General features: G+C 42.3%; 25 protein-coding genes and 1 pseudogene. 16 read left to right on the forward strand and 10 right to left on the reverse strand.

All coding sequences use genetic code 11. The features are described from left to right. Positions 1–213 (reverse strand): DUF4372 domain-containing protein (locus tag DM09_RS09965; RefSeq protein ID WP_038250699.1); only part of this gene is annotated, 213 nt, incomplete at its 3' end. 163 nt (positions 214–376) lie between these two features. Here DM09_RS09965 and DM09_RS09970 point away from each other — a divergent pair. Continuing rightward, positions 377–592 (forward strand): annotated as a pseudogene (locus DM09_RS09970) (transposase); the annotation flags it as partial. A gap of 19 nt (positions 593–611) precedes the next feature. Here the strand turns inward: DM09_RS09970 and DM09_RS09975 are convergent. After that, positions 612–1,007 (reverse strand): PIN domain-containing protein, encoded by a 396-nt coding sequence (locus tag DM09_RS09975; protein WP_038250701.1) that lies wholly within the window; start codon positions 1,005–1,007, stop codon positions 612–614. Further along, on the reverse strand, positions 1,004–1,231 hold the full coding sequence (locus tag DM09_RS09980; protein ID WP_038250704.1) for an AbrB/MazE/SpoVT family DNA-binding domain-containing protein: 228 nt from the start codon (positions 1,229–1,231) through the stop codon (positions 1,004–1,006). Before DM09_RS09980 ends, DM09_RS09975 begins: the two co-directional genes overlap by 4 nt. 261 nt (positions 1,232–1,492) lie before the next feature. Between DM09_RS09980 and DM09_RS09985 the strand changes: the two genes are divergently transcribed. Continuing rightward, the gene (locus DM09_RS09985) at positions 1,493–4,330 is read left to right on the forward strand and encodes a BamA/TamA family outer membrane protein (protein WP_038250706.1); all 2,838 of its coding nucleotides are present in this window, start codon (positions 1,493–1,495) and stop codon (positions 4,328–4,330) included. Position 4,331: 1 nt separating this feature from the next. On the opposite strand, the gene DM09_RS09990 is transcribed toward DM09_RS09985, so the two are convergent. Both DM09_RS09990 and ispH read right to left on the reverse strand, forming a co-directional pair. Continuing rightward, complete coding sequence (locus DM09_RS09990; protein WP_038250709.1) at positions 4,332–4,664, reverse strand: HesB/IscA family protein; 333 nt, start codon at positions 4,662–4,664, stop codon at positions 4,332–4,334. After that, a complete protein-coding gene (gene ispH / locus DM09_RS09995) occupies positions 4,661–5,617 on the reverse strand; it encodes a 4-hydroxy-3-methylbut-2-enyl diphosphate reductase (RefSeq protein ID WP_038250711.1) in 957 nt (318 codons plus the stop codon). Before ispH ends, DM09_RS09990 begins: the two co-directional genes overlap by 4 nt. A 64-nt stretch (positions 5,618–5,681) precedes the next feature. Between ispH and DM09_RS10000 the strand changes: the two genes are divergently transcribed. The 3 genes from DM09_RS10000 to DM09_RS10010 are packed head-to-tail and all read left to right on the forward strand — an operon-like array spanning position 5,682 to position 7,908. Further along, a complete protein-coding gene (locus DM09_RS10000) occupies positions 5,682–6,164 on the forward strand; it encodes a peroxiredoxin (RefSeq protein ID WP_038250713.1) in 483 nt (160 codons plus the stop codon). A gap of 3 nt (positions 6,165–6,167) precedes the next feature. Continuing rightward, positions 6,168–7,355, forward strand: coding sequence for a bifunctional phosphopantothenoylcysteine decarboxylase/phosphopantothenate--cysteine ligase CoaBC (coaBC, locus tag DM09_RS10005; RefSeq protein WP_038250716.1), 1,188 nt, complete (start codon positions 6,168–6,170; stop codon positions 7,353–7,355). Between the two features lie 10 nt (positions 7,356–7,365). Further along, a complete protein-coding gene (locus DM09_RS10010; protein WP_038250718.1) occupies positions 7,366–7,908 on the forward strand; it encodes a porin family protein in 543 nt (180 codons plus the stop codon). Here the strand turns inward: DM09_RS10010 and DM09_RS10015 are convergent. Beyond that, the gene (locus DM09_RS10015; RefSeq protein WP_038250721.1) at positions 7,905–8,795 is read right to left on the reverse strand and encodes a LysR family transcriptional regulator; all 891 of its coding nucleotides are present in this window, start codon (positions 8,793–8,795) and stop codon (positions 7,905–7,907) included. The two genes, DM09_RS10010 and DM09_RS10015, sit on opposite strands and share 4 nt — an antisense overlap. Positions 8,796–8,909: 114 nt before the next feature. Between DM09_RS10015 and DM09_RS10020 the strand changes: the two genes are divergently transcribed. From DM09_RS10020 to DM09_RS10050, 7 genes are read left to right on the forward strand one after another with little or no spacing between them, the layout of a single operon-like run. Then, positions 8,910–9,461: a cytochrome b gene (locus DM09_RS10020; protein ID WP_232507814.1), complete on the forward strand. Its 552-nt coding sequence runs from the start codon at positions 8,910–8,912 to the stop codon at positions 9,459–9,461. Between the two features lie 13 nt (positions 9,462–9,474). Further along, the gene (locus DM09_RS11220) at positions 9,475–10,194 is read left to right on the forward strand and encodes a pirin family protein (RefSeq protein ID WP_051938386.1); all 720 of its coding nucleotides are present in this window, start codon (positions 9,475–9,477) and stop codon (positions 10,192–10,194) included. A 22-nt stretch (positions 10,195–10,216) separates the two neighbouring features. Continuing rightward, positions 10,217–10,474 (forward strand): CDGSH iron-sulfur domain-containing protein, encoded by a 258-nt coding sequence (locus DM09_RS10030; RefSeq protein ID WP_038250727.1) that lies wholly within the window; start codon positions 10,217–10,219, stop codon positions 10,472–10,474. 25 nt (positions 10,475–10,499) lie between these two features. Next, positions 10,500–11,072 carry a YceI family protein gene (locus tag DM09_RS10035; protein ID WP_038250729.1) on the forward strand — a complete coding sequence of 191 codons (573 nt, stop codon included), beginning with the start codon at positions 10,500–10,502 and terminating at the stop codon, positions 11,070–11,072. Between the two features lie 26 nt (positions 11,073–11,098). Continuing rightward, positions 11,099–12,013 carry a glutathione S-transferase family protein gene (locus DM09_RS10040; RefSeq protein WP_038250731.1) on the forward strand — a complete coding sequence of 305 codons (915 nt, stop codon included), beginning with the start codon at positions 11,099–11,101 and terminating at the stop codon, positions 12,011–12,013. Between the two features lie 10 nt (positions 12,014–12,023). Then, the gene (locus DM09_RS10045) at positions 12,024–12,737 is read left to right on the forward strand and encodes a pirin family protein (protein WP_038250734.1); all 714 of its coding nucleotides are present in this window, start codon (positions 12,024–12,026) and stop codon (positions 12,735–12,737) included. A gap of 38 nt (positions 12,738–12,775) precedes the next feature. Continuing rightward, positions 12,776–13,372: a nitroreductase family protein gene (locus DM09_RS10050; protein WP_198401670.1), complete on the forward strand. Its 597-nt coding sequence runs from the start codon at positions 12,776–12,778 to the stop codon at positions 13,370–13,372. Between the two features lie 6 nt (positions 13,373–13,378). Here the strand turns inward: DM09_RS10050 and DM09_RS10055 are convergent, their stop codons facing one another. The 3 genes from DM09_RS10055 to purH form a co-directional block, all read right to left on the reverse strand. Continuing rightward, positions 13,379–13,603, reverse strand: a complete 225-nt coding sequence (locus DM09_RS10055; RefSeq protein WP_051938387.1) for a hypothetical protein — start codon at positions 13,601–13,603, stop codon at positions 13,379–13,381. A gap of 342 nt (positions 13,604–13,945) precedes the next feature. Further along, entirely contained in the window at positions 13,946–14,458 is a 513-nt protein-coding gene (locus DM09_RS10060; RefSeq protein WP_232507815.1) for a nucleoside deaminase, read from the reverse strand. 86 nt (positions 14,459–14,544) lie between these two features. Continuing rightward, the gene (purH, locus tag DM09_RS10065) at positions 14,545–16,101 is read right to left on the reverse strand and encodes a bifunctional phosphoribosylaminoimidazolecarboxamide formyltransferase/IMP cyclohydrolase (protein ID WP_038250740.1); all 1,557 of its coding nucleotides are present in this window, start codon (positions 16,099–16,101) and stop codon (positions 14,545–14,547) included. 143 nt (positions 16,102–16,244) lie between these two features. Between purH and DM09_RS10070 the strand changes: the two genes are divergently transcribed. Further along, a complete protein-coding gene (locus DM09_RS10070; protein WP_038250743.1) occupies positions 16,245–17,348 on the forward strand; it encodes a cyclic nucleotide-binding domain-containing protein in 1,104 nt (367 codons plus the stop codon). A gap of 121 nt (positions 17,349–17,469) precedes the next feature. Here the strand turns inward: DM09_RS10070 and DM09_RS10075 are convergent, their stop codons facing one another. Then, on the reverse strand, positions 17,470–18,171 hold the full coding sequence (locus tag DM09_RS10075; RefSeq protein WP_038250746.1) for a DsbC family protein: 702 nt from the start codon (positions 18,169–18,171) through the stop codon (positions 17,470–17,472). 100 nt (positions 18,172–18,271) lie between these two features. Between DM09_RS10075 and DM09_RS10080 the strand changes: the two genes are divergently transcribed. The 3 genes from DM09_RS10080 to DM09_RS11225 are packed head-to-tail and all read left to right on the forward strand — an operon-like array spanning position 18,272 to position 22,399. Next, positions 18,272–18,691 (forward strand): CopD family protein, encoded by a 420-nt coding sequence (locus tag DM09_RS10080; protein ID WP_038250885.1) that lies wholly within the window; start codon positions 18,272–18,274, stop codon positions 18,689–18,691. A 37-nt stretch (positions 18,692–18,728) separates the two neighbouring features. Beyond that, positions 18,729–19,673, forward strand: coding sequence for a cytochrome-c peroxidase (locus DM09_RS10085; RefSeq protein ID WP_232507816.1), 945 nt, complete (start codon positions 18,729–18,731; stop codon positions 19,671–19,673). After that, complete coding sequence (locus tag DM09_RS11225; RefSeq protein WP_051938388.1) at positions 19,667–22,399, forward strand: PAS domain S-box protein; 2,733 nt, start codon at positions 19,667–19,669, stop codon at positions 22,397–22,399. Before DM09_RS10085 ends, DM09_RS11225 begins: the two co-directional genes overlap by 7 nt. The last annotated feature ends 50 nt before the right edge of the window (positions 22,400–22,449 follow it).

The raw sequence follows: 22,449 nt of genomic DNA on the forward strand, positions 1-22,449 counted from the left end.
ATAGTGTCTTGAAGATTGACTCTCCAATGCCATCGTAATATCACGCAGGCTTTTACGCTCTCCAAGATGACCTGTGAGCAATGCAACAAACTGCGACCATCTCGGCAAGGCATCCCTTCTGCGCTTGCCATCATGAGCTTTGCTCAATGAATCAAATTTATGTCTAGGTAGTAATTTTAGAACTTGAGACAAAACTGTGTTATGATGTACCATGGTCTGATTTTCCTTTTATTACAATGGTTTGTGTGGTGCAACCATGATAACATATAAGAAAAGTCAGACCTACTTCTTTTTTATAAGTGGGACAGCGGTGGCTCTGACCCCTTTGCACTCTCAATTCAAACAGATTGGACGTAAAACTGGATTAAAAGTTTACTTTGTAGACCCATACTCTGCATGGCAAAGAGGTTACAATGAAAATACCAATGGTTTGTTGCGGCAATATTGCCGCAAAGGATCTGACTTTTCTAAGCTGACAGACAGTAAACTTGCCAAGGCTGTCAAAAAGCTAAATCATCGACTACGAAAGTGCCTAGGCTATCGAACTCCGCATGAAGTCTTGTTCAAATTTAATGGTGCGCTTGGAACTTGAATTCATCGCGTATTTATCTTTATTTAAGTTGCCGAAACAATCGATGTTTCGATGCTTTTTTATCAAAGGTGACCGTATATTCGCAGCCAGACGCATGATTCATATGGGTAATCAAGTAATCCGAAAAATCAGCGTTACCCTTTGCAAAGTCTTGCAGTGCTAACCAAGCTTGTTCTTGTTGTTCCACAACCAACTCGGCAGCTAAGAGAATCTGCTTTAATACATTTTGAACCATTGTTTTCTCATACCCATATGCTCGGGAAAGCACCCAAGCTGTCTCGCAAAGCACGATAGCACTGATCCACCCAGGCTCAGTTACGCTGCAAGCTTCTATCGCGTTCGTAGCAAGGGCAGCCTGTTGTTCATCATCTTGCACGATATAACGGACAAGCACATTGGTATCAATCCCAATCATCCTGTTTGCTCACGAATCACGCTATCCATTTCATCCAAGCTGATGACTTTTTTAGGCTTGCTAACCATGCCTTTCAAATCTTTGACAGAGCCACTAAGGGGAATAATTTCTACGCTGTGTTCATGCAATACAAACTCAAGTTTATCGCCTTCTTTGAGGTGCAAGCGATTTCTTACTGCTTTGGGGATAGTGACTTGCCCTTTACTGGTTAAAGTTACACTCATATGTTTCTCCTTACCACTTGTCTTACTTTAGAGAAAGAAGGAAATGTGTCAATAAGGTGGTGCTTTAGGGGTAAGTTATGCAATCATATATTGATGTTCATGCGATGGGAATGCGTAAAAACAACAAAAAATGTAGTATTGTAAGACTTGAACTCTGAGTTTCTCATTCATGATGGTGTTGGGTGGTTTTATTTTAGTGGTGTCGTTATGATATGAGGCAAAGTTAGCTGAAAATATATAGGCTTGGAAAAGGGTAGGGCGATGATGCGTTGGTTATTATGTGGGGCGGTGTTGTGGGTATGCAGTGTTTCCTTGGCTTACGCAGGGATTAATCATGCCTCTAATCTTGATTGGAAAACCCAAGAAAGCACACATTTTCGTATTCACTTTTATGCAGGTGAGCAAGCCTTGGCGAATCGTTCGTTGCACATTGCGGAGTCTGTTTATACTCGTTTAACACCCATTCTGAATTGGTACCCAAAAGAAAAAACGGAGATTGTGTTAAGCGATGAAATGGATATGAGCAATGGTTTTGCTTTGCCTATTCCATCGAATCGCATTACTTTATTTGTTAGCCGACCCAACAGTGTCAGCAGCTTGGAAGACCATGCAGGTTGGTTGGAAACACTGATTTTGCATGAGTTTGTACACACATTGCATTTGGACAAAGCACGGGGCGGCCCTAAAAACATTCGCAATGTTTTCGGGCGCATACTTTTGGCATTTCCCAATGTGTTTATGCCTGCTTGGATGCATGAAGGTTTGGCGACTTATTATGAAACGGATAAGAAGCTGGGCATTGGGCGTGGGCAAAGTGTTTATTTTCAAATGATGATGCGTATGGAAGTGGATGCAGGCATCAAACCTGTGAAGCAAATCAATCAACTTAATACCCTTTGGCCCTTGGCGACCAGCCGCTATTTGTATGGGGTGTATTTTTATCAGTTTATTGCAGATACTTATGGCGAAGACACCTTGCCCAAGATTGTAGAGACCTATTCGGATCATTGGCTTCCTTTTGCTATCAATGATTTGTATGAAGACGTGTTGGGCAAGGATATGACGGCGATTTGGGATGAGTTTGAAACGTATGTAAACGCCAAATTTCAATCGCAAATAACGCACATCAAACAACAAGGTTTATATGAAGGCGAGCGTTTATCACAAACGGGAGATTTTAAATCATCTGTGCTGCAAGCTGATGATGGGCGTATCTTTTATGTCAGTGACAACCTAGAAAATGGTGCGAAACTCAAAAAAATCTATCAAGGTAAGAGCCGCACACTGCTGGAGCTTAATGCAGGGGCAAGGTTGGACTGGCATGAACAGGCAGGGCTGCTGATGACGCAACCTGATATATGTGATAATGCCAACCGTTACTATGATATATATAGGGTTGATGCGGATGGAGACAGCAAGCAACTGACCCATTGCCAACGTTATATTTTTGCGGCTTGGTCGCCTGATGGTTCGCGCATTGCGGCGGTAAAAAACTACCGTGGGCAACATGCGATTCATTTGCTTGATGCGAAGGGAAAGCTGCTGCAAGTATTGTGGCAAGGGCATGACGACGAAACATTGTCTGGTTTGGATTGGTCGGCAGATGGCAAGTTGCTTGTATCGTCTGTATGGCGTAAAAATTCGGGATGGGATGTTGAAACTTTTGATGTGACCAATCAATCATGGGTCAAAATCACTGATGATATATTGGTGGAAACCGATGCACGGTTTGTCGGCGGTAGCCATGATATCGTGTATGCCGCTGAACATGAGGGCGTGTATAATATTTTTAAACACGAAGTTTCAGGTAAAGTTAAGCAATTGACCCAAGTGTTGGGTGGTGCATTTGCGCCCTTTATCAACCAAAAGGGGCAACTGCTTAGCATTGATTACCATGCCCAAGGTTTTGATGTGTATCAACTGGGTCAACCGCTGCACCAAGCTGTGTCTTTCACAAAAACAGCTAGCGTATTCCCTTATCCACAATTCCCTGAGCAAGACATCAGCATCAGTAAGCCCGTGCCATATTCAGCATGGGATAGTGCGTTGCCCACATCATGGCTACCAAATTTAGCGCTGACCAATCAAGGGGTGGAATTGGGGGCATTTGTGTTTGGTTCGGATGTATTGAATCGGCATAATTATAGCTTGTATGCAGGGTATCAATCCTTGGTGTCATCGCCTGTGTTTAATTTGGATTATATTTATGATGGTTGGTATCCTTTGTTGAAGTTACATGCAGAACAGATGCAGCTTCCCAGTTTTGACAACCAAAACAAGCTTGTTGCGCTAACAGAAAACCAACGTTTGGATGGTGAATTGATTTTTCCATGGTTGAAGCAGCAATCGCGGTGGACAGCCCATCTTGCGCTTAACCATGTTTCGCAATCCTTATCTTGGCTTGCGCCGCAATATACAGCACTGAATACTGACTTTCAGGATACATTATTGGGCGCTGCTTTGGTGTATGATACCCGCTTAACTTATCCGCGTGGTATCAGCAGCGCATCAACAGGATATGTGTTATCCATACTTGCTGAATCAGGCAAAGGTTTGGGTGGCACTTACACAGGTAATATGCTGATGTTGTCTGGGCGGCAGTTTAATCATTTGGGCAATGAGCAGGTATTGGCATTGCGCTTGGATGCAGGGTTTGCAGATAATACATCCCGTCCTTTTTCGGTGGGAGGAAACAACAGTATCAACATTATTCCTAACCTTTTAGACCCTTTGCCTGCCAGTGCATCATTCAATCAACGACAATACAGTTTAAGAGGTTATGCCGATGCTGCACTGATAGGTCAGCATATGTTGCTCGCATCCGCAGAATACCGTTTTCTGATTACCCGAATCGAAAAAGGTTGGATGGCACCACCCATAGGTATAGACAGCGTATTTGGGCAAGTATTTTTCGACGCTGCCCGCGTAGGCAATGACCTCAATGCAGCCAAAACTTATTCAGGCATTGGTGCAGAGTTGGGTGGCGATATGGTATTGTTTTATAGTCTTCCTGCTCGTTTACAGCTGGGTTATGCCAAAGGATTGGATGATGTGATTGGTGGCAATCAAGTCTATTTTAGGTTGGGCAGTTCTTTTTAGTTTAAGCCGTAAAAGATTTTCCGCAGCCGCATTCGCCTTTTTTGTTGGGGTTTTTGAACACAAATGATGAGGAAAGCATATCTTCTTGGTAATCAATTTCTAAACCTTTGATGGCTTCATCATAAAACTGCTCTGCAATGTAGATGGTTAAACCATCAAATTCTGCAGCCAAATCGCCTGTTTCTGCTTTATCTTCAAAGTCGAGCACATATTCCAAGCCAGAGCACCCAGCTTCGCGCAAAGATAGGCGCACAGCTTGTTTGTTTGCTTCGTTTAATTTTTTGGCAAACTGGGCAATAGCTGCGGGGGTGAGGTTAATGTCGGCTTGTTTCATGCTTTTAACTCCTTGGGGATACTGAAATGCACATTTTCTTCTATCGTCTCGCGAGTGGAGACAATATTTTTATCGTGTTGTGATAATAGGCTGACGACTTCTTCAATCAATACTTCAGGTGCCGATGCACCTGCTGTGACACCGATATTTTCTTTGCCTTCAAGCATGGCTGATGTAATGGCTTGAGCATTTTCAATCAAATAGGCTTTACATCCTTCTTTTTCAGCAACTTCACGCAAGCGGTTGCTGTTGGATGAATTGGGTGAACCAACCACCAAAATTAAGTCCGATACTTTGGCTAAGTCTTTGACTGCCATTTGTCGGTTGCTGGTGGCATAACAAATATCTTCTTTTTTTGGCGCTTGGATATTGGGGAATCGGGTTTGTAGGGCTGCGATGACATCTTTGGTATCATCCACGCTTAGTGTGGTTTGTGTGACAAAGGCGAGTTTGTTTTCATCGTTAACTATCAAGTTGGTGACATCTTCAGGGTCTGATACAAGCAATACTGCTCCTTCTGGTGCTTGTCCCATAGTGCCCTCTACTTCAGGGTGACCTTGGTGACCAATCAATATAATTTGGTCACCATTGGCATAATGACGTAAGAGTTCTAGGTGTACTTTGGTGACCAGTGGACATGTTGCATCCATAACACGAAGACCACGTTGTTTGCCATCTTCTTGCACTTTTTTGCTTACACCATGTGCAGAAAAGATAAGTAGCGCACCATCAGGAGCATCTTCAACCTCTTTGATAAATACCGCTCCTTTTTGTTTTAAACCTTCAACCACATGTTTATTATGCACAATTTCATGGCGTACATAAACGGGTGCACCAAAGACTTCAATCGAACGTTCTACGATTTCAATGGCGCGCTCAACACCAGCACAAAAACCACGCGGTTGGGCTAAAAATACTGATTTTGGCTGGATTTTTACGGTCTGTTGCTGCATTTTTTGTGTCCTTGGGTTACGGTTTGCCGCATAGTGTACGCAAAAAGTAGGTAGAGGTGAAATAATGACTGATTACACATTAAATGTAGGGGATAAAGCACCACTTGATTTGGAAGTGAATATTTACCCTGAAGCCAAGTTTAAATTGGCGGATAAGTTGGGTAAATGGGTGATTGTTTATTTTTATCCTAAAGATAACACATCAGGTTGCACTACAGAATCTTGCGAGTTTCGTGATGCCAAACCTGACTTCAGTGCGGCAGATGCTGAGATTGTGGGTGTGAGCCGTGATTCGCTGAAATCTCATGCAAACTTTATTGAAAAATATGATTTTAATTTCCCTTTGATTTCTGACCCTGATGAAGTTTTTTGCAAAGCTTTTGATGTGATTCAAGAAAAAATGAATTATGGCAAAAAATATATGGGTGTGGAGCGTTCTACATTTATCATCAACCCTGAAGGGATGTTGGTGGAAGCTTGGCGTAAAGTTCGAGTGAAAGACCATGTGGCAACGGTGTTGGCACGCCTAAAAGAGCTTCAAGCTTAAGTGATGTTAAAAGGCAAACGTATTTTACTTGGTGTGGGTGGCGGCATAGCCGTGTATCGCGCTGTGGAGTTGATGCGTTTGTTTATCAAGCAAGGTGCTGAAGTGCAGGTAGTGATGACCAAGTCTGCGACTGAATTTGTCACCCCATTAACCTTTGAAGCCTTGTCGGGCAATAAAGTACATACCGACTTGTTCGATTTAACCGAGCAACACGGCATGGGACATATCCAATTGGTACGTTGGGCTGATGCTGTAGTGTTAGCACCTGTGACAAGCAACCTTTTGGCAAAAATAACACATGGCATTGCCGATGACTTGTTGACGACACTCATGCTGGCAAATGAAAAACCTGTGTTGCTAGCACCTGCGATGAATGTATCTATGTGGTTAGCTGATGCGACGCAGCGTAATGTTAACATGCTAAAAGAGAGAGCTTGTGCCGTTGTTGAACCTGCAACAGGGGAGCTGGCGTGTGGTGAACAAGGGTCGGGGCGTTTGGCAGAACCTGCGAGGATAGTACAAAACCTTTTACCGTTATTAACCAAGCAGGTCTTAAAAGGGCAACATTGGGTGATTAATGCAGGTCCTACGGTTGAGGCTTGGGATGCGGTACGCACCATGAGCAACCGAGCTTCAGGTGGTTTGGGTGCAATGCTTGCTGATGCTGCAGCTATTCAAGGTGCAAGTGTGTGTTTGGTTGCAGGTAAAGGTACACCAAAAACAAGGCAAGATGTAGAGCGGGTAGATGTAGAAAGTGCGGCAGAGATGATGCATGCTTGTGTGGATGCAGCGCAAGGTGTGGATGTCTTTGTGGGGACTGCAGCCGTGAGCGACTTTCGCTTTGCAAAACCTTTGCAGCACAAATTAAAGCGTCAGGGTAATGGTAATATTCAAGTCGAATTGATTGAGAACCCAGACATTGTAGCCGCAGTGGCTACAATGAAGCAACGCCCGCTTCAAGTGATTGCTTTTGCAGCAGAAAGTGAAAATCATGTGGGATATGCGCAAGACAAATTGCAGCGCAAAGGTGTGGATGCCATTGTTGCCAATGATGTGTCGAATATGGGCAACAATCTTGCTTCGGGCTGGTGGGTGAGCAAACAAAACCAAGAGGTTATCAAGCGTATGCCAAAAGCTAAGTTTGCAAAGTGCTTGATACAGTTTATTCATGGTTTGCAAGATGAGAGATAGGGGTTAGAAAATGGAAAAATTTATGTGGTTTATGATGTTAGTGATGATGGGCTTTGCATCACCAGCTTGGGCAAGTAAAATGAATATTGACCCTTATTTTGCGGTTGATGTGTCAGCGCTACAAGCAAACTTGGCAGGTAGTAACGCGACCTCAGCAGCATTCTCGTTTATAGCGGGTAGTACGCTGAATTGGATTAGCCCAAATCTTGGTGCAGAAGTTCGTGTGGGTTTTGGTGGACAAATCCCAACCTTTGGTGGAAGTATCAATAGTTACACGGCATATTTCCTTAAACCTAGTATGGAAGTGACACGTCGCCTTGATGTCTATGCTTTGTTAGGGGGCACAACGATATCTATGGATATTGCCGGTTTCTCATATGCTGATACATCCCCCAGTTATGGGTTAGGTTTTACCTACCATGTACCCAATGAGTCTTTGTCATTTGCTGCTGAGTGGGTGCAATATCGAAGAAATAGTGATCAAAGTAGTACCAATATTAGTGGCGTGTCCATATCGGGTGTATCGGCTAGTTTTGTATTCTCATATTATTAAGTTGGTGTTTGCCAATCAATTTCCTGTAGTGTTGACCATAACAATTGCTCTACAGGACCTATAAATTTATTGTTTTTTCTAACCAAATGTATGGGGGTACTGAAGGTTTGAACAGCGTCAAACTGAAGTACGGATAACCTACCTTGCGTAATGTCTTCTCTTACCAAGTGTAGCGGCATTCTTCCCCAGCCTTTTCCTGAGCAAAGAATACGTCGTTTGGTTTCAAAATCATTAACAATCCATTGTGGTGTACCCTCCAAGACGCCTTTACTCATGCGTGTGGAATGATGACTGGTATCACGCACAATAATCATGGTTTCATTTTCTAAAGCTTCTTCGTTTATATTTTCAGTACATTGTGCCCACTTGGATGTGCTTGGTACAACGGTAACAAAAGGAATTTCAGCTAAGATAAGTCCTTCATATTGTACATCGGGTTCAAAAGCATCAGTGATAGCAATATCCGCATCATCATCGTAGATACGTTCCATAATACCATTTAAGTTTTCTAGTAATAAAGTAATGCGTGTTTCAGGGTGTTGATGATTGATATGATTTAGCGCCTCAATAATAGGTTCCAAGGGAATGATACCGCTCACAGCAAGGCGTAATTCTGCTTCGTGACCTTGGGCTAGGTGGCGAGCTAGGTCGTGTATTTCACGGCTGTTGTTGAGAACTTTCTTTGCTTTCGCGTAAATTGCTTTGCCTGCGTGGGTTAATATTGGGCGATAACCACTGCGCTCAAAGAGTTTGATGTTTAACTCATGTTCAAGTTTTTGAATGCTTATGCTTAATGATGATTGGCTGCGAAACACAGACTCAGCAGCAGCGCGAAAACTTCCATGTTTTACGATGGCATCAAGGTATTTTAACTGCTCTAAGGTCATAAAAACCCCTGGATATTGAAAATATTAATCATAATGATGAATTATATATGCTTTTTTACTATCATGATAGTGTGAATAATTCGCAAGGTGGTAGATGATAGGTTAGGAGTAATGATGCAGCTTAGAAACACTAAAACTGCGTATGGCTGGGTTACGATTGTGCTTCATTGGCTGATGGCGTTGTTGGTGTTTGCGATGTTTGGGCTTGGTCTTTATATGGTGGATCTGACGTATGTTGATGCATGGTATAAAGCTGCGCCAGCTTTGCATATAAGCGTGGGGGTTATTTTGATGCTGCTATTAACCTTTCGCTTGGTGTGGCGTTTAAGTAATCCTGCTCCTGAGGTTTATGGGCAAGCCTTCGAAAAAGTTGTGGGGTTGTTGGTACACCGGCTGCACTATGTTTTTATGTTTGTCTTAATGTTAAGTGGGTATTTGATGGTCACTGCAGATGGGCGTGGTATTGCAGTGTTTACTTGGTTTGAGGTTCCTGCTTTATGGGATATCGAACAAGCAAGTGCAGTGCTTTTGGGTAAAATGCATATGACTTTAGCATGGGCGTTTATGGGGTTTGTTGTTTTGCATACGGCAGCGGCTTTAAAACACCACTGGTTAGATCAAGATAGAACATTATTACGTATGTTAGGCATAAAAGATAACCAGTAGTGAAGGATTAAATATGAATATTGAAATTAAAACGCGAGAGCAGCAACATAATGCTGATTTGTTTGGCGGACGATTGCATGAAAACAAACCAATTTCAGGTCAAACATACTCCAATCTTTTGTATTGGGCGCATGTAGAAGCTCCTGATGATGGCGCGTTTGGGATGCACCCCCATGAAAATATTGAAATATTAACTTTTATTTTTGAAGGTGGGTTAGAGCACTTTGATACAGCAACAAATGTATGGACTCCCTTGCCTGCTGGAGGTGTTCAACACATACAAGCTGGGAGCGGGCTTCAACATGCTGAGAAATATAAAAAAGGTTCTCGAGCATTTCAAATTTGGTTCGATCCAGATTTTGAGAAAGCATCTAAAAAAGCCCCTTATTATAAAGACTTTCAACATGATTCTTTCTCATGGAAGAAAGAAGGAAACTTAGAAGTAAAAACATATGTAGGTGAAACAGCACCGATTCAAACTGCTGCGCCTGGCATCGAAGCAAACAGGTATAAATTGCAAAAAGGGAGCCATGCTTTTGCATTGGATACAGATAGTTTTTATTCATTGTATGTACTGAGTGGCACAGTTTTGATTGATGATGTTAAAATAATAGAGGATTCATTTGTGCGAATATCAGGTGTAAACACGATGAATATTGGAGCATTAGAAAATAGTGACTTATTTATTTTACGGTCTCCCACTAAGGTAGATTATAAGTTGGTTTCAGAGTAATAGAGTATAAAAGGAGAGCAATATGAGTGAAGCAAAAAAAGATGAAGTGGTTGTTGCAGCGCATGGTCCAGCAAAGGTGAGCCTAAAAAAAGGACAAGAGTATTATTACTGCACTTGCGGGCGCTCCAAAAGCCAACCTTTTTGTGATGGGTCGCATAAGGGTACAAGTTTTACACCCATGGCATTTACACCTGAACAAGATGGTATTTTTAACCTTTGTCAGTGTAAACACACCAAACAGGCTCCATTTTGTGATGGTTCACATTTAAAACTACCGTAAACAAATAATAAATAAGGAGAAGACAATGAAATTGAAGATGATGATACTTACAGGGCTACTGACATTAGGGCTGACCATGACAGCACAAGCCGCAACCTATGACATTGATGATAAAGGCGCACATGCATTTATCCAGTTTAAAGTCAGCCATTTGGGATACAGCTGGCTGCTTGGTCGTTTTAATACTTTTGATGGTACATTTACTTACGATGAGAAGAACCCAAGTGCTTCCAAGGTTCAAGTGGTGATTGATACGGCAAGTGTGGACACCAATCATGCATTGCGTGATAAACACATAAGAAGTAAAGATTTTTTAATGGTAGACCGTTATCCAGAGGCCAAGTTTGTCAGCACATCATTCACAGAGAATGGTAATGATATTGAAATTAAAGGAAAATTTACCTTGCATGGTGTGACCAAAGATATTGTGCTCAAGGGTAAACATATTGGCGCTGGCAAGGATCCATGGGGTGGTTATCGTCGTGGTTTTGAAGCTTGGACAAATATAAAAATGAAAGATTATGGTTTTTTGATGGATTTAGGTCCGGTATCACAAAATGTGGCGCTGTATTTTTCTATTGAAGGCATCAAACAGTAATAAAAAGAGAAAAAAGGTGGCGTATCATGGGGTTATTGGTTGAAGGAAAATGGGAGGATCAGTGGTATGACACCAAAGAAAGTGGTGGTAAATTTATTCGCCAAGACTCTGTTTTTAGACGGCATATCGGTGATGCTGACTTTCCTGCAGAAGCAGGGCGTTATCATTTATATGTATCATTGGCTTGCCCTTGGGCGCATCGAACACTGATTTTTCGTCAACTTAAAGGTTTGACCGATATTATCGATGTAACAGTAGTGTCGCCTGATATGCTGGATAAAGGTTGGGAGTTCAAACCTAAGGTTGAGCCGCTTTATGGTTATCATTATGCATACCAGTTGTATACGCATGCTCAAGCCGACTACACAGGGCGGGTGGTAGTACCGATTTTATGGGATAAAAAGAAACAAACGATTGTTTCCAACGAATCATCAGAAATTATTCGCATGTTTAATTCAGCGTTTAATCATATCACGGGCAATACAGATGATTATTACCCTGAAAGCTTGCGTCCTGAAATTGATCATATCAATGCCATTGTGTATGAACATGTGAATAACGGGGTATATAAGGCAGGTTTTGCGACCAGCCAAGAAGCATATGATGAAGCATATGATGGTCTGTTTAAGACGCTGGATTTATTGGAAACGAGACTTGCTTCTAGCCGTTATTTGATGGGTGATGCGATTACAGAGGCTGACTGGCGTTTGTTTACTACGTTGATTCGTTTTGATGCGGTTTATTTTGGTCATTTTAAGTGTAACCAACATCAAATTTCAGATTATGCTAACCTATACAGATATTTATGTGATTTATATGGGCAACCACATATCGCAGATACTGTTCATATTGACCATATCAAACGTCATTATTATTACAGCCATGAAAGTATTAATCCCACGCGGATTGTACCAAAAGGTGTACCAGAACTTTTTTGTTAGGAGGTGTTGTATGAAAAAGGTAGTCGCTTTAACGGTGCCAGAGGGTGATGGGGTGATGGTGAAAAGGTTGATGCCTAGGCAGGGTTTGATGAATTTTGACCCTTTTGTGTTGATGGATCACTTTGATATTGAAGCTGGTGGTTTTCCCGATCACCCACACCGTGGTTTTGAGGCGATTACTTATATGTTGGATGGTGGTATGCAACATGCAGATAATTTGGGGAATAAGTCCATTGTGCATGCAGGTGGTTTGCAGCGGTTTACAGCAGGTAAAGGGTTGGTGCACTCAGAAATGCCCCAAGGACGAGCGCAAGGCATACAGCTTTGGATTAACCTGCCGAAACGATTAAAACAAATGCAGCCAAGCTATCAACAGGTGGATGCTGAAGATATTCCTAGTGATAGCAATGATGGGGTTAGACTGCGTACACTTGTGGGTGAACAGGCACCTACGAAACTACAAACAGCAGTGTTGTATTTGGATATAAGTTTAAAACAGAGCAGTGTATATCAGCGGCATATTGACCATGATATGCGAGGTTTTGTATATGTGATTGAAGGTGAAGTTATACTTAATCAAGAGCGCTTAAAAGCAGCAGAAGCTATGTTTTTTGATGTTGGTACAACATTATCGCTGTTGGGAAAACAAAGCAGCCGCGTATTGGTTTGTTTTGGGGTGCCGCATGGTGAACCCATTCACCAACATGGTCCATATGTGGATTAAGCTGAAGATACTAAAAGGTATGTAAAGAGAGGTGTAGTGTGAGCCAAGAACAAGAAAATTCGGAATTTATAACGCATGAGTTATTTAAAAAACGATGGAGTACACGGGCATTTGATGCCGATAAGGATGTGTCATCGCAAGATTTAAATGAATGTTTGGAAGCAGCACGCTGGGCACCTTCGTGTTTTGGTGTTGAACCTTGGCGTTTTATTGTATGTCACAAAACATACGAGCCAGAAGCATGGAAAAAGTTATTGGCTTGTTTGGCACCGAAAAATCAAGAGTGGGCGCAATTTGCCCCAGTATTGTTGATGGCGTGTACACATAAGGTTTTTGAGCATAATGGTAAAGCGAATGCATGGGCTGAATATGATGCTGGTGCAGCCAGTGTGTCATTATGTTTACAAGCAGCAGCCTTGGGGTTGATGAGTCATCAAATGGGTGGCTTTGATGCAGAAGCTGTGTGCAAAAGTTTTGCGGTTCCTCAAGACTTTAAACCTATGGCGGCGATAGCTTTGGGTTATCACGGTGATTTGAGTCAGCTTGATGAAGATTTTCAAAAAATTGAGCAGGCTAAACGTAAGCGTAAACCATTGATAGATATAACCTTTGCAGGTGGTTGGGGTAAGCGTTAAGGTGTGTTACCGCTGTCCTTGTCCTTTTTGATTGTACAACTCAATGAGTTTGTTTTCTAGTTGCTGGTTATCATTTTTGTAAGCATGACGAGCTTCTGCTGAAATAAATGAGGCATCAGTTTTGGGCATATTGCGGTTGGCTGTTGCACGGGTCGCAGCGGTGCTTTGCTGCGATGTTTGTTGCAGCAAACGTGTGATAAAACCACTAGATGGTGAAACTGGAATGGCCACAATATACTCCTTGTTTAAAACTCGAAGCCGAACAAACGAACTTCTGCAATAACATCTATCGCAGTATAAGGGTGAGACTTTAGCTTAGGAAGCTCCGAATAAGTCATGAATTGCCATCTTGTGTCCAGGGTACCCAAACTGCGTTGTGAGTTTGAGCAATAGCTTAAGCTATTCCATGCAACTCACGCCTCGCCTCCAAGCGCCTACTTTTGGTGATTTTGAATGCCCTGAATCACAATGTGCTTCATCCAGACTGATTCAGAGCTTCCCTTAGTTTAGTTTTACCTGTGGTTATTTATAAATTGTTGTGATGTTTGCCTAGAATTTGATGAATTATGTGGGTTAAGTATTATAAATGATGCCTGATTGGCTGGCATACTGTTGCAATATGGCTGTAGCTTTATCACGCAATACTTCTTGACTGACCGTGATGTTACGTTGCTGTAGTGCGTTTATCCAGTCAGGATGTTTTGCTCCTTCATCAAAACCAATGGCTTCTGCGTCTGCTGAAGTAGCGGCATAAGCCAGATGTTGAATGCCCGACCACGGCAAAGCACCAAAACACATGGCGCATGGTTCACAACTGGTAAGCAATTCAAAGTTGCCATGTTCCTTTAAGTCATATGTTTTTAAAGCCTGTTGGGCAAGTGTGATAGCTGTCATTTCAGCATGATTGGTGCAGTTATGGCTGGGTACAACGATGTTGACACCTACAGCCAATAACTGTTGGTTCTGCATATCAAAAATAGCAGCGGCAAAGGGGCCACCTGTTTGTTTGCTGACATTTTGTTTGCATAGTTGGATGACAAAATCCATGCGCGATTCAAGGCTGGAGAAGTCACCGTGAATACGCACGCAAGCACTAACCCAATCGTTGACCCAAGAAGGTAGGCTAAAACCAGTGTTTGTTGTTTGGATATGATAAATAATGAGGCCTAAGCTTAATGCCTAAAGTGGCGAATGCCTGTGTAAATCATGGTTAAACCATGTTCATCAGCTGCTTTGATCACTTCTTCATCACGAATTGAACCACCCGGTTGAATCACTGCTGTTGCTCCAGCCTCAGCCAAAGCGTCTACACCATCGCGGAATGGAAAGAATGCATCTGACGCAACAGCAGAGCCTTTGATGGCCTCACCACCATGTTGCACTGCAATGCGCGTTGAGTTTACGCGGTTCATTTGTCCCGCACCCACACCTAATGTCACGCCATTTTTAGCGAATACAATAGCATTGGATTTCACATGTTTGGCTACAGACCATGCAAACATCATATCAGCCCATTCTTCTTCAGTAGGCTGGCGTTTACTGACCACTTTGCACATATCGCGTGTTAAAATATGGTCATCGCGTTCTTGCACCAATAAACCACCGCTTACACGTTTGAATTCCAAACCGCCTTGTACAGGCGCAACAGATGGCGCGAGCAATACACGTAGGTTTTTCTTGGTGCTTAATGTTTGTAAGGCTTCATCCGAGAAGCCAGGTGCAATCACCACTTCCATAAAGGTTTGGGCAATCAGTGATGCGGTTTCATCATCCAAAGGTTGATTAAATGCTGCAATGCCACCAAATGCAGAGGTGCTATCTGCTGCTCTTGCGCGTTCATAGGCTTCAGCTTGTTTGCCGCCTGTCGCCACACCACAAGGGTTGGCATGTTTCACAATCACGGCTGCATTTTCAGAAAAATCGCGTACGCAGGCAAAGGCTGCATCTGCATCTGCGATATTATTATAAGACAATGCTTTGCCTTGTAATACTTCGCAATCGGCAAGTGAGGTTACTGGGTCTTCAACATCGGCATAAAATGCACCTGCTTGATGCGGGTTTTCACCGTAACGAAGTTCATCGGCTGTTTTGATAAACTGACGTGTAAAAATATCAGGGAACTGACGTTTACTGCCATCGGTATTCAAAGCGGAAAAATGATTGGCAATAGCACCATCATAAGCCGCTGTATGGGCATAAGCTTTGACCGCAAGACCACGGCGTTTGTTTACATCCAATGAGCCATCTTTCATCGAATCAATCACCATGTTATAATCTGAAGGGTCAACCACAATGGTGACAAATTCATGGTTTTTTGCCGCAGCGCGAACCATGCAAGGGCCACCAATATCAATGTTTTCAATCGCATCTGTAATGGTGCAGCCTTCTTTGGCAACAGCTTCGCGGAATGGGTATAGGTTCACACAAACCATATCAATACGTTCAATGCCATGCTCTACCATCGAAGCCAAATCACCTTCATTATTGCGGCGCGCTAAAATGCCACCGTGAACTTTAGGATTTAAGGTTTTTACGCGACCATCCATCATTTCTGGGAAACCTGTGTAGTCGGAGACATCACGCACTTCAATGTTGGCTTTACGTAGCAATTTGGCAGTGCCACCCGTAGAAAGCAGGCTAAAGCCTTGTGCAATCAATTGGCTGGCAAAGTTTTCAATGCCTGTTTTGTCAGAGACACTTAATAAGGCGTATTGGATGGGGGTAGACATAGGTGTTGTTCCTCATAGTTTAAAATAAGGCAGCGTAAGCTACGCATCAAAAGAGCAAGTGCAATGGAAACCCCAATATGGTTTGTAATACAAGTTACAGATGGGTATAGCCTTTCTCGGTGCATGCGATTAGATTGTGCGTCATGGCTCTGACGAAACAAGAAATGATGCAAGCTTACCAAGATTTAATCGCTGCTTATCCTGAAGATTTGCGAATTGCCCGACCTTTGATTCAAATGCTGCAGGCAAGAGGGGATAAAGAAGCGGCACGAAATCTTGCGATGGAGATGGCTAGGCGCATGGTATCATTGGGGTATTCAAGTTATGCCCTTGCCTTTTTGAGCCTTTGTGAGCAGCTGGGTCACCCTGATACAGATGAAATTGAATCTATGAAAACTATTGCAGAGTTAACACTGGGTTCGCCACCGCAAAGCTTAAGTGAGGCTGGTAAGGTTTTTTCCTTGATTGAGGCTCTCTCGGACTCAGAATCCCAAGAGTTTCTTCGTCAAGGCACCTTGCGCAAAGTAAAAAAAGGCGAAGTGATTGTTAAGCAAGGTGAAATCAGCCATAATTTTTATTTGATTCTTGAAGGCGAAGTTCATGTGCAAGTGAACACTAAATCAGGAGAGCACTTTGAGGTTGGCTCACTGAAACAAGGTGACTTTTTTGGTGAAGTTGCGTGTATTTATCAGCTACCACGTACGGCAACAGTTCAGGCTTTTGTGGATTCAACATTGTTAGAGTTTTCTGATAAAACAGTGGATGCAATGGTGCATATGTCTCCGATTGCCGGTGATAGTTTGATGAAAGTTGTGCAGCGCCGCATGATTGAAACCATTTCTTTTATGCACCCTGCTTTTACCAAGCTTGGCGCAGAAGATAGGCAGTGGTTGGAAGAGGACTCCGAATTGGTTGAATATTTTCCAGGACGTGTTTTGCGTAAAGATTCGGAAGCTGAAAAAACGTCTGTTTTTTATGTGATTGTCTTTGGTAAAGTTGAAGCTAAACGCAATGGGAAGACGAAATGCACATTGGGTGTGAATGCCATGTATGGTAATGCTAGCCCTATCTTACGGCTACCTGATGATACAGAGCTTGTGGCTGTGGAACGCACTTTGGCTTGCCGTATGCCGCTACAAATATTTGATACTTTTTACAATACGTATGCAGGTTTTGAACTTTGGGTGAATAACCATGTAGGTAAGCGTAATGGAGCCTTGGGCTCATCTGTCATTCTAAACAATTAAGCTTGATAGCTGAGTTTTATTTCAGCTTGTTAAACGTCATGGTATCTTAGTTTATTGTTCGCTGCAGTCAGTAAAAGAGCCTAGGCACAAGGATTAAGCTTGTACCTAGGCTAGTTTTTGTTTATTTCGAACCTTGTTGTAACCAAGTTTTGATATCGCCGCCAGTATATTTGCGACCATCCTCTGCAAAAATTGTTGGTGTGCCGTGCACGTTAAGCTTTTCGGCAAGTTTCATGTTTTCATCAATGGGCGTTTTGCAAGTAGCTTTGTCTAGAGTTTTATTGTTTAGCATGACATCAAGCATGGCTTGGTGTTGATCTTTAGCACACCAGATAGACTTGGATTTCTCGTAGGCATCAGGATGCAGCTGGGTGAGCGGGAATAAGAAAGTATAAATGCGGATGCCTGTTACGTTTTTTAAATTTTCCTCTAAACGTTTGCAGTATGGACAGTCTGGGTCAGTGAACACTGCCATTTTAAGACCATTTTTAGGGCCACTAACAATCGCATCTTTCAAAGGTAAATCTTTCCAGTTGATGCGGTTGATATCAGCAAGGCGTTTGGCGGTTAAATCTTGTTTGATATGTGTGTCAAACATATGACCATTGATTAGGTATTGACCTGTTTTATCAGTGTAATAAATAGTATCACCAACTTGAACTTCATAAACACCCGTGATAGGCGTGGTGTGTATAGCTTTGATGGGCATATTTGAAAGTGTAGTGCGAATTGCAGCAGCAGTTTTGTCATTTGCAGCTTGCGTGTCTGCTGCCCAGCTGGTGAAAGGCAGGAGAAGTGTACAAAGTAATAATAATGATTTCATAGGTTTCCTCGCTTGTTGGTTGAATTTTTGTATGAAAAATTAAACCGAAGGCTAGCGGTTTATTTTGAAGTTGTCGCTGAATAAAGCTAACCTTGCCAGTATGGAATGGATTAAAGTTTTACACATCATGATGTTTACCTCTTGGTTTGCGGGCTTGTTTTATTTGCCGCGTTTGTTTGTGAATCATGCGATGACAGATCATGAGGCGGTACATCAACAACTGGCACTGATGGAGCACAAACTTTATCGGTTTGTGACACCAATGATGTGGTTGACAGTGATTACAGGTGCTACGATGGCGTATAACCAATGGGAATACTTTGGTGGCCAACTTTGGTTTGGTCTTAAAGTTGCTACGGTGCTGTTATTAATGCTCTATCACTTTTATTGCGGGCACTTGGTGAAAGTTTTTGCACAAAGCGAAAATATGCGAGACCATGTATTTTATCGCTTTTTTAACGAAATCCCCGTGTTTGGTTTGGTCGCTGTATTGATTTTTGTCATTGTGAGACCTTTTTAAGATTTAAGGGCGGTTAAAAAAAGATAAGGAGATGCTTATGCGCATAGTCTGTTTGTGTTTGGTGTTGCAGCTAGTGCCGAGCATCGCTTTTTCTGATGAACCGATTGTACCTATTGTTGCGCCAGAGGGTTTGCAGCAAGCTAAAGTGTCGCTTGGAAAAAAGCTCTTTTTTGAAACGCGATTATCTGCTGATGGCAGCATCAGTTGTGCTTCATGCCATGATTTGGATTTTGGTGGTGTAGATAATAATATTGCTTCAATCGGGATAGATGGTAAAAAAGGTTCGATGAACGCGCCCACTGTGTTTAACAGTGCATTAAATTTCCGTCAGTTTTGGAATGGGCGTGTTAAAACTTTGGAAGAGCAGGTGCCTTTTCCTCTTCAAGATAAATTAGAGATGGGCAACACATGGAATAATGTGCTTCGATTTTTGCAACAGGATGAGGACTACAACGTATCTTTTGAACGTATTTATGATGATGGGGTTACGCAAGATAATGTTACCAATGCAATTGCAGAGTTTGAACGTTCTTTAACTCTTGTGGATTCGCGTTTTGACTTGTATTTAAAAGGTGATGCATCGGCTATTTCGGCAGATGAAAAGAAAGGTTATCAACTATTTAAAGACTACGGCTGTGTTGCCTGCCATCAAGGTGCTGCTTTAGGTGGTAATATGTTTCAAAAGTTTGGTGTGCTGGAAAATTATTTTGTTGATCGTGATAGGGCGATACAAACGGTTGACTTAGGGCGCTTTAATCAGACAAATAATGAAGAAGATAAATATGTATTTAAAGTTCCTTCATTAAGAATGGTCATGCAAACGGCACCCTATTTTCATGATGGTAGTGAGCAAAGTTTAGACGAGGTGATTAAAATTATGGCGAAATATCAATTGGGGCGTGAGATACCTGATGCTGATATTCGTTTCATTAAAAGGTTTTTTAATACGTTGGCAGGTGTTTATCAAGGACAAGCATGGTAAACTTTAAAGAATTTATGCGAAAACAAGGTGTGAATGCAGTTATCATTTTTACGCTATGTGGTGTATTATTATTTCTTTATCAGCAGTCTGAGCGGGTAAATGTGGAAAGTTTTTACCACATGGAATCATTGGTGGATAAGATTTTGTTTCAAGATGCTGAACTGGAAAAGGACATGACACTGTTGCTTGCAGGGCAATTGGCTCATTTTGACACGTTGGTGAGAGGAATGGATGATCTTGATGCATTACGTATAAGTATTGATGAGGCAGCTGCTGGTATTCCTTCATTATCCTCTAGCCTCAATCAATTGCATATCGTTTTAGACCAACAAAAAGAACCTATGGAAAGGTTTAAGATGCAGCTTTCTATTTATTTGAATTCAGCACGATATTTACCAACGCTATTGGAGCAGGTACAGCATGAATATCCTCAGCATTTGGGTATCTTGCTTAGTGTTTATCATGAGGTGCAACACTTGGTAACACAAAGGGGCGAATTTGATGATGTGAAAATTAGAAATCTTATGGCACAAATGCATGCACCTGAGTTGAAACCGATTGTGCAGCATTTACAGCTTATCTTGGAGCAGTATCAAGGTTTGGAGAGGGCATTTTATGCGTTTATTCATTGTGGTGTGGATGATGCTGTAACGATGGTGAGTACTGATTATAAAGATTGGTTTAACCAAGGCTTAGTTAAAGCGGATAAGTTTAGGCTTTTATTAATGTGGTTTGCAATACTTTTATTGGCATATGTGGCTATTGTGTTATGGCGGCTGCGAGGCTCCAATGATGCATTAAAGAAATCGCATGCGTTTTTACATTTTTTACAAAAAGGTTTGGATGATCATGCGGTTGTGTCCATTGCAAACAGTGATGGTGATATTACTTATGTGAATGATAAGTTTTGCGAAGTAAGTGGTTACGCTAGGGAAGAGGTGATAGGAGAAAACCATCGCATTTTAAAAACTGAGGAGCATGCGCCAGGTTTTTTTGCGCAGATGTGGGCAACGATAACCAGCGGTGAGACTTGGCATGGTGTGCTTAAAAATAAACGAAAAGATGGTTCATTTTATTGGGTGGACACAACAATTACACCTTTTTTGAACGATGATGGTAAGCCTTGGCAATATGTTGCTATTCGAACCAATATTACGCAGCAAATTGAGATAGAACAAAGTTTGAAAGAAAGCCATGAGCGGTATCGTACGCTATCAGAGTTAACACCATTTGCCCTGGGTATTGTACAAAATGGGGCATGGGTTTATGTCAATCAAGCAGCACTAAATATATTTGGCGTGACTTCAGCAGAACAATTGCTACATCAATCCATTCAATGTGTAGTCCCTCATGAATATCAAGAAAGTTTAATGCAAAGGCTTAAAACATCATGTGATCAACAGCAACCTATGAAGTTGCAAGAGTTTCAACTGCAAACCATGGATGGCAAAAGCTTTGATGCAGAGATACAAGGCGCACCTTTTCGTTGGCATGGTGAGCGTGCTATTTTGCTTGTCATCCATGATATTACAGAACGCAAAGCGGAAGCCGAGGTTAAGCAAGCATATCAGGAGAAGATGGAACATACCCAACGCCTTGAATCGCTGGGTGTTTTGGCGGGCGGTATCGCGCATGATTTTAATAATATTCTGACAGCTATTATGGGCAATACAGCTCTCGCCGTGACCCATGTTGAAGAGCCCCAAGTCTTGGTGCAAAATTTGGATAAAATTAAAGCTGCCAGTATGCGTGCTGCGGAATTGTGTGAGCAAATGTTGATGTATGCAGGGGGTGGTGTGACGGATAAACAACCTGTTTTGTTGCATGAACTATTGCATGATGTGATGAATATGGTGCGGGCAACGCTAACCAATCAAATCACACTGGAAGAAGATATTGCTGCAGATATTTTGCCTGTTGAGGCGGACATCAGGCAAGTGCAGCAGGTGATGTTGAATTTATTAACCAATGCTGCAGAAGCCATCGAAGAGGCTGGGGTTATTCGGGTAAAACTGGGAGTGACAACGATTGATGGTGATGAAACTCAGGATTGGGTGGGTGAGCAAAAGCTTGTGCGTGGACAATATGTATTTCTTGAAGTGTCAGATACGGGGTGTGGTATGGATAGGCAGACCAAAGCGAAAATATTTGAGCCTTTTTTCACCACCAAATTTACAGGTCGTGGTTTGGGCATGAGCGCGTTGCTTGGTATTATTCATGCTCATGATGGAGCTATTGCGGTTGATTCTGAAAAGGGTAAAGGGACAACTATTCGTGTGCTGTTTCCTGCTGTTGAAGCGGATGTGGTCGCACCTGAAATGCATGCAGTATCAGATACAAGTGCGACTAAGGTGTCGGGCAAGGTGTTGTTGATTGATGATGAGCCTGATATTTTAGAGTTTGCTGCTGCAGTATTAGAAGATGTGGGTTTTGAAGTGGTTACAGCCAACAATGGCGAAGAAGCTATTGCGCAATATCAAGCACACCAACAGACATTAACATTGGTGGTTTGTGATATGGTGATGCCGAAACTTGGCGGGGTAGCTGTGGCGAAACATATTCACGCGCATACACCTAATATGCCTGTGTTGTTGTCATCGGGTTATGATGAACGAAGCTTAGATAAAAGTAGCCAGTCTGATATTGCAGGATTTATACGAAAACCATATATGCCTGAAACTTTGGTGGATAGTATAGTTACAGTACTCAATGCGGCGAAGGAGTAATATGCAAGAAAGGTTGCCTTCATGAAGTAGGTTGGATTTCGACTTGATTT

This window comes from Ghiorsea bivora (assembly GCF_000744415.1).
In the GTDB taxonomy this organism is placed as follows: Bacteria; Pseudomonadota; Zetaproteobacteria; order Mariprofundales; family Mariprofundaceae; genus Ghiorsea; species Ghiorsea bivora.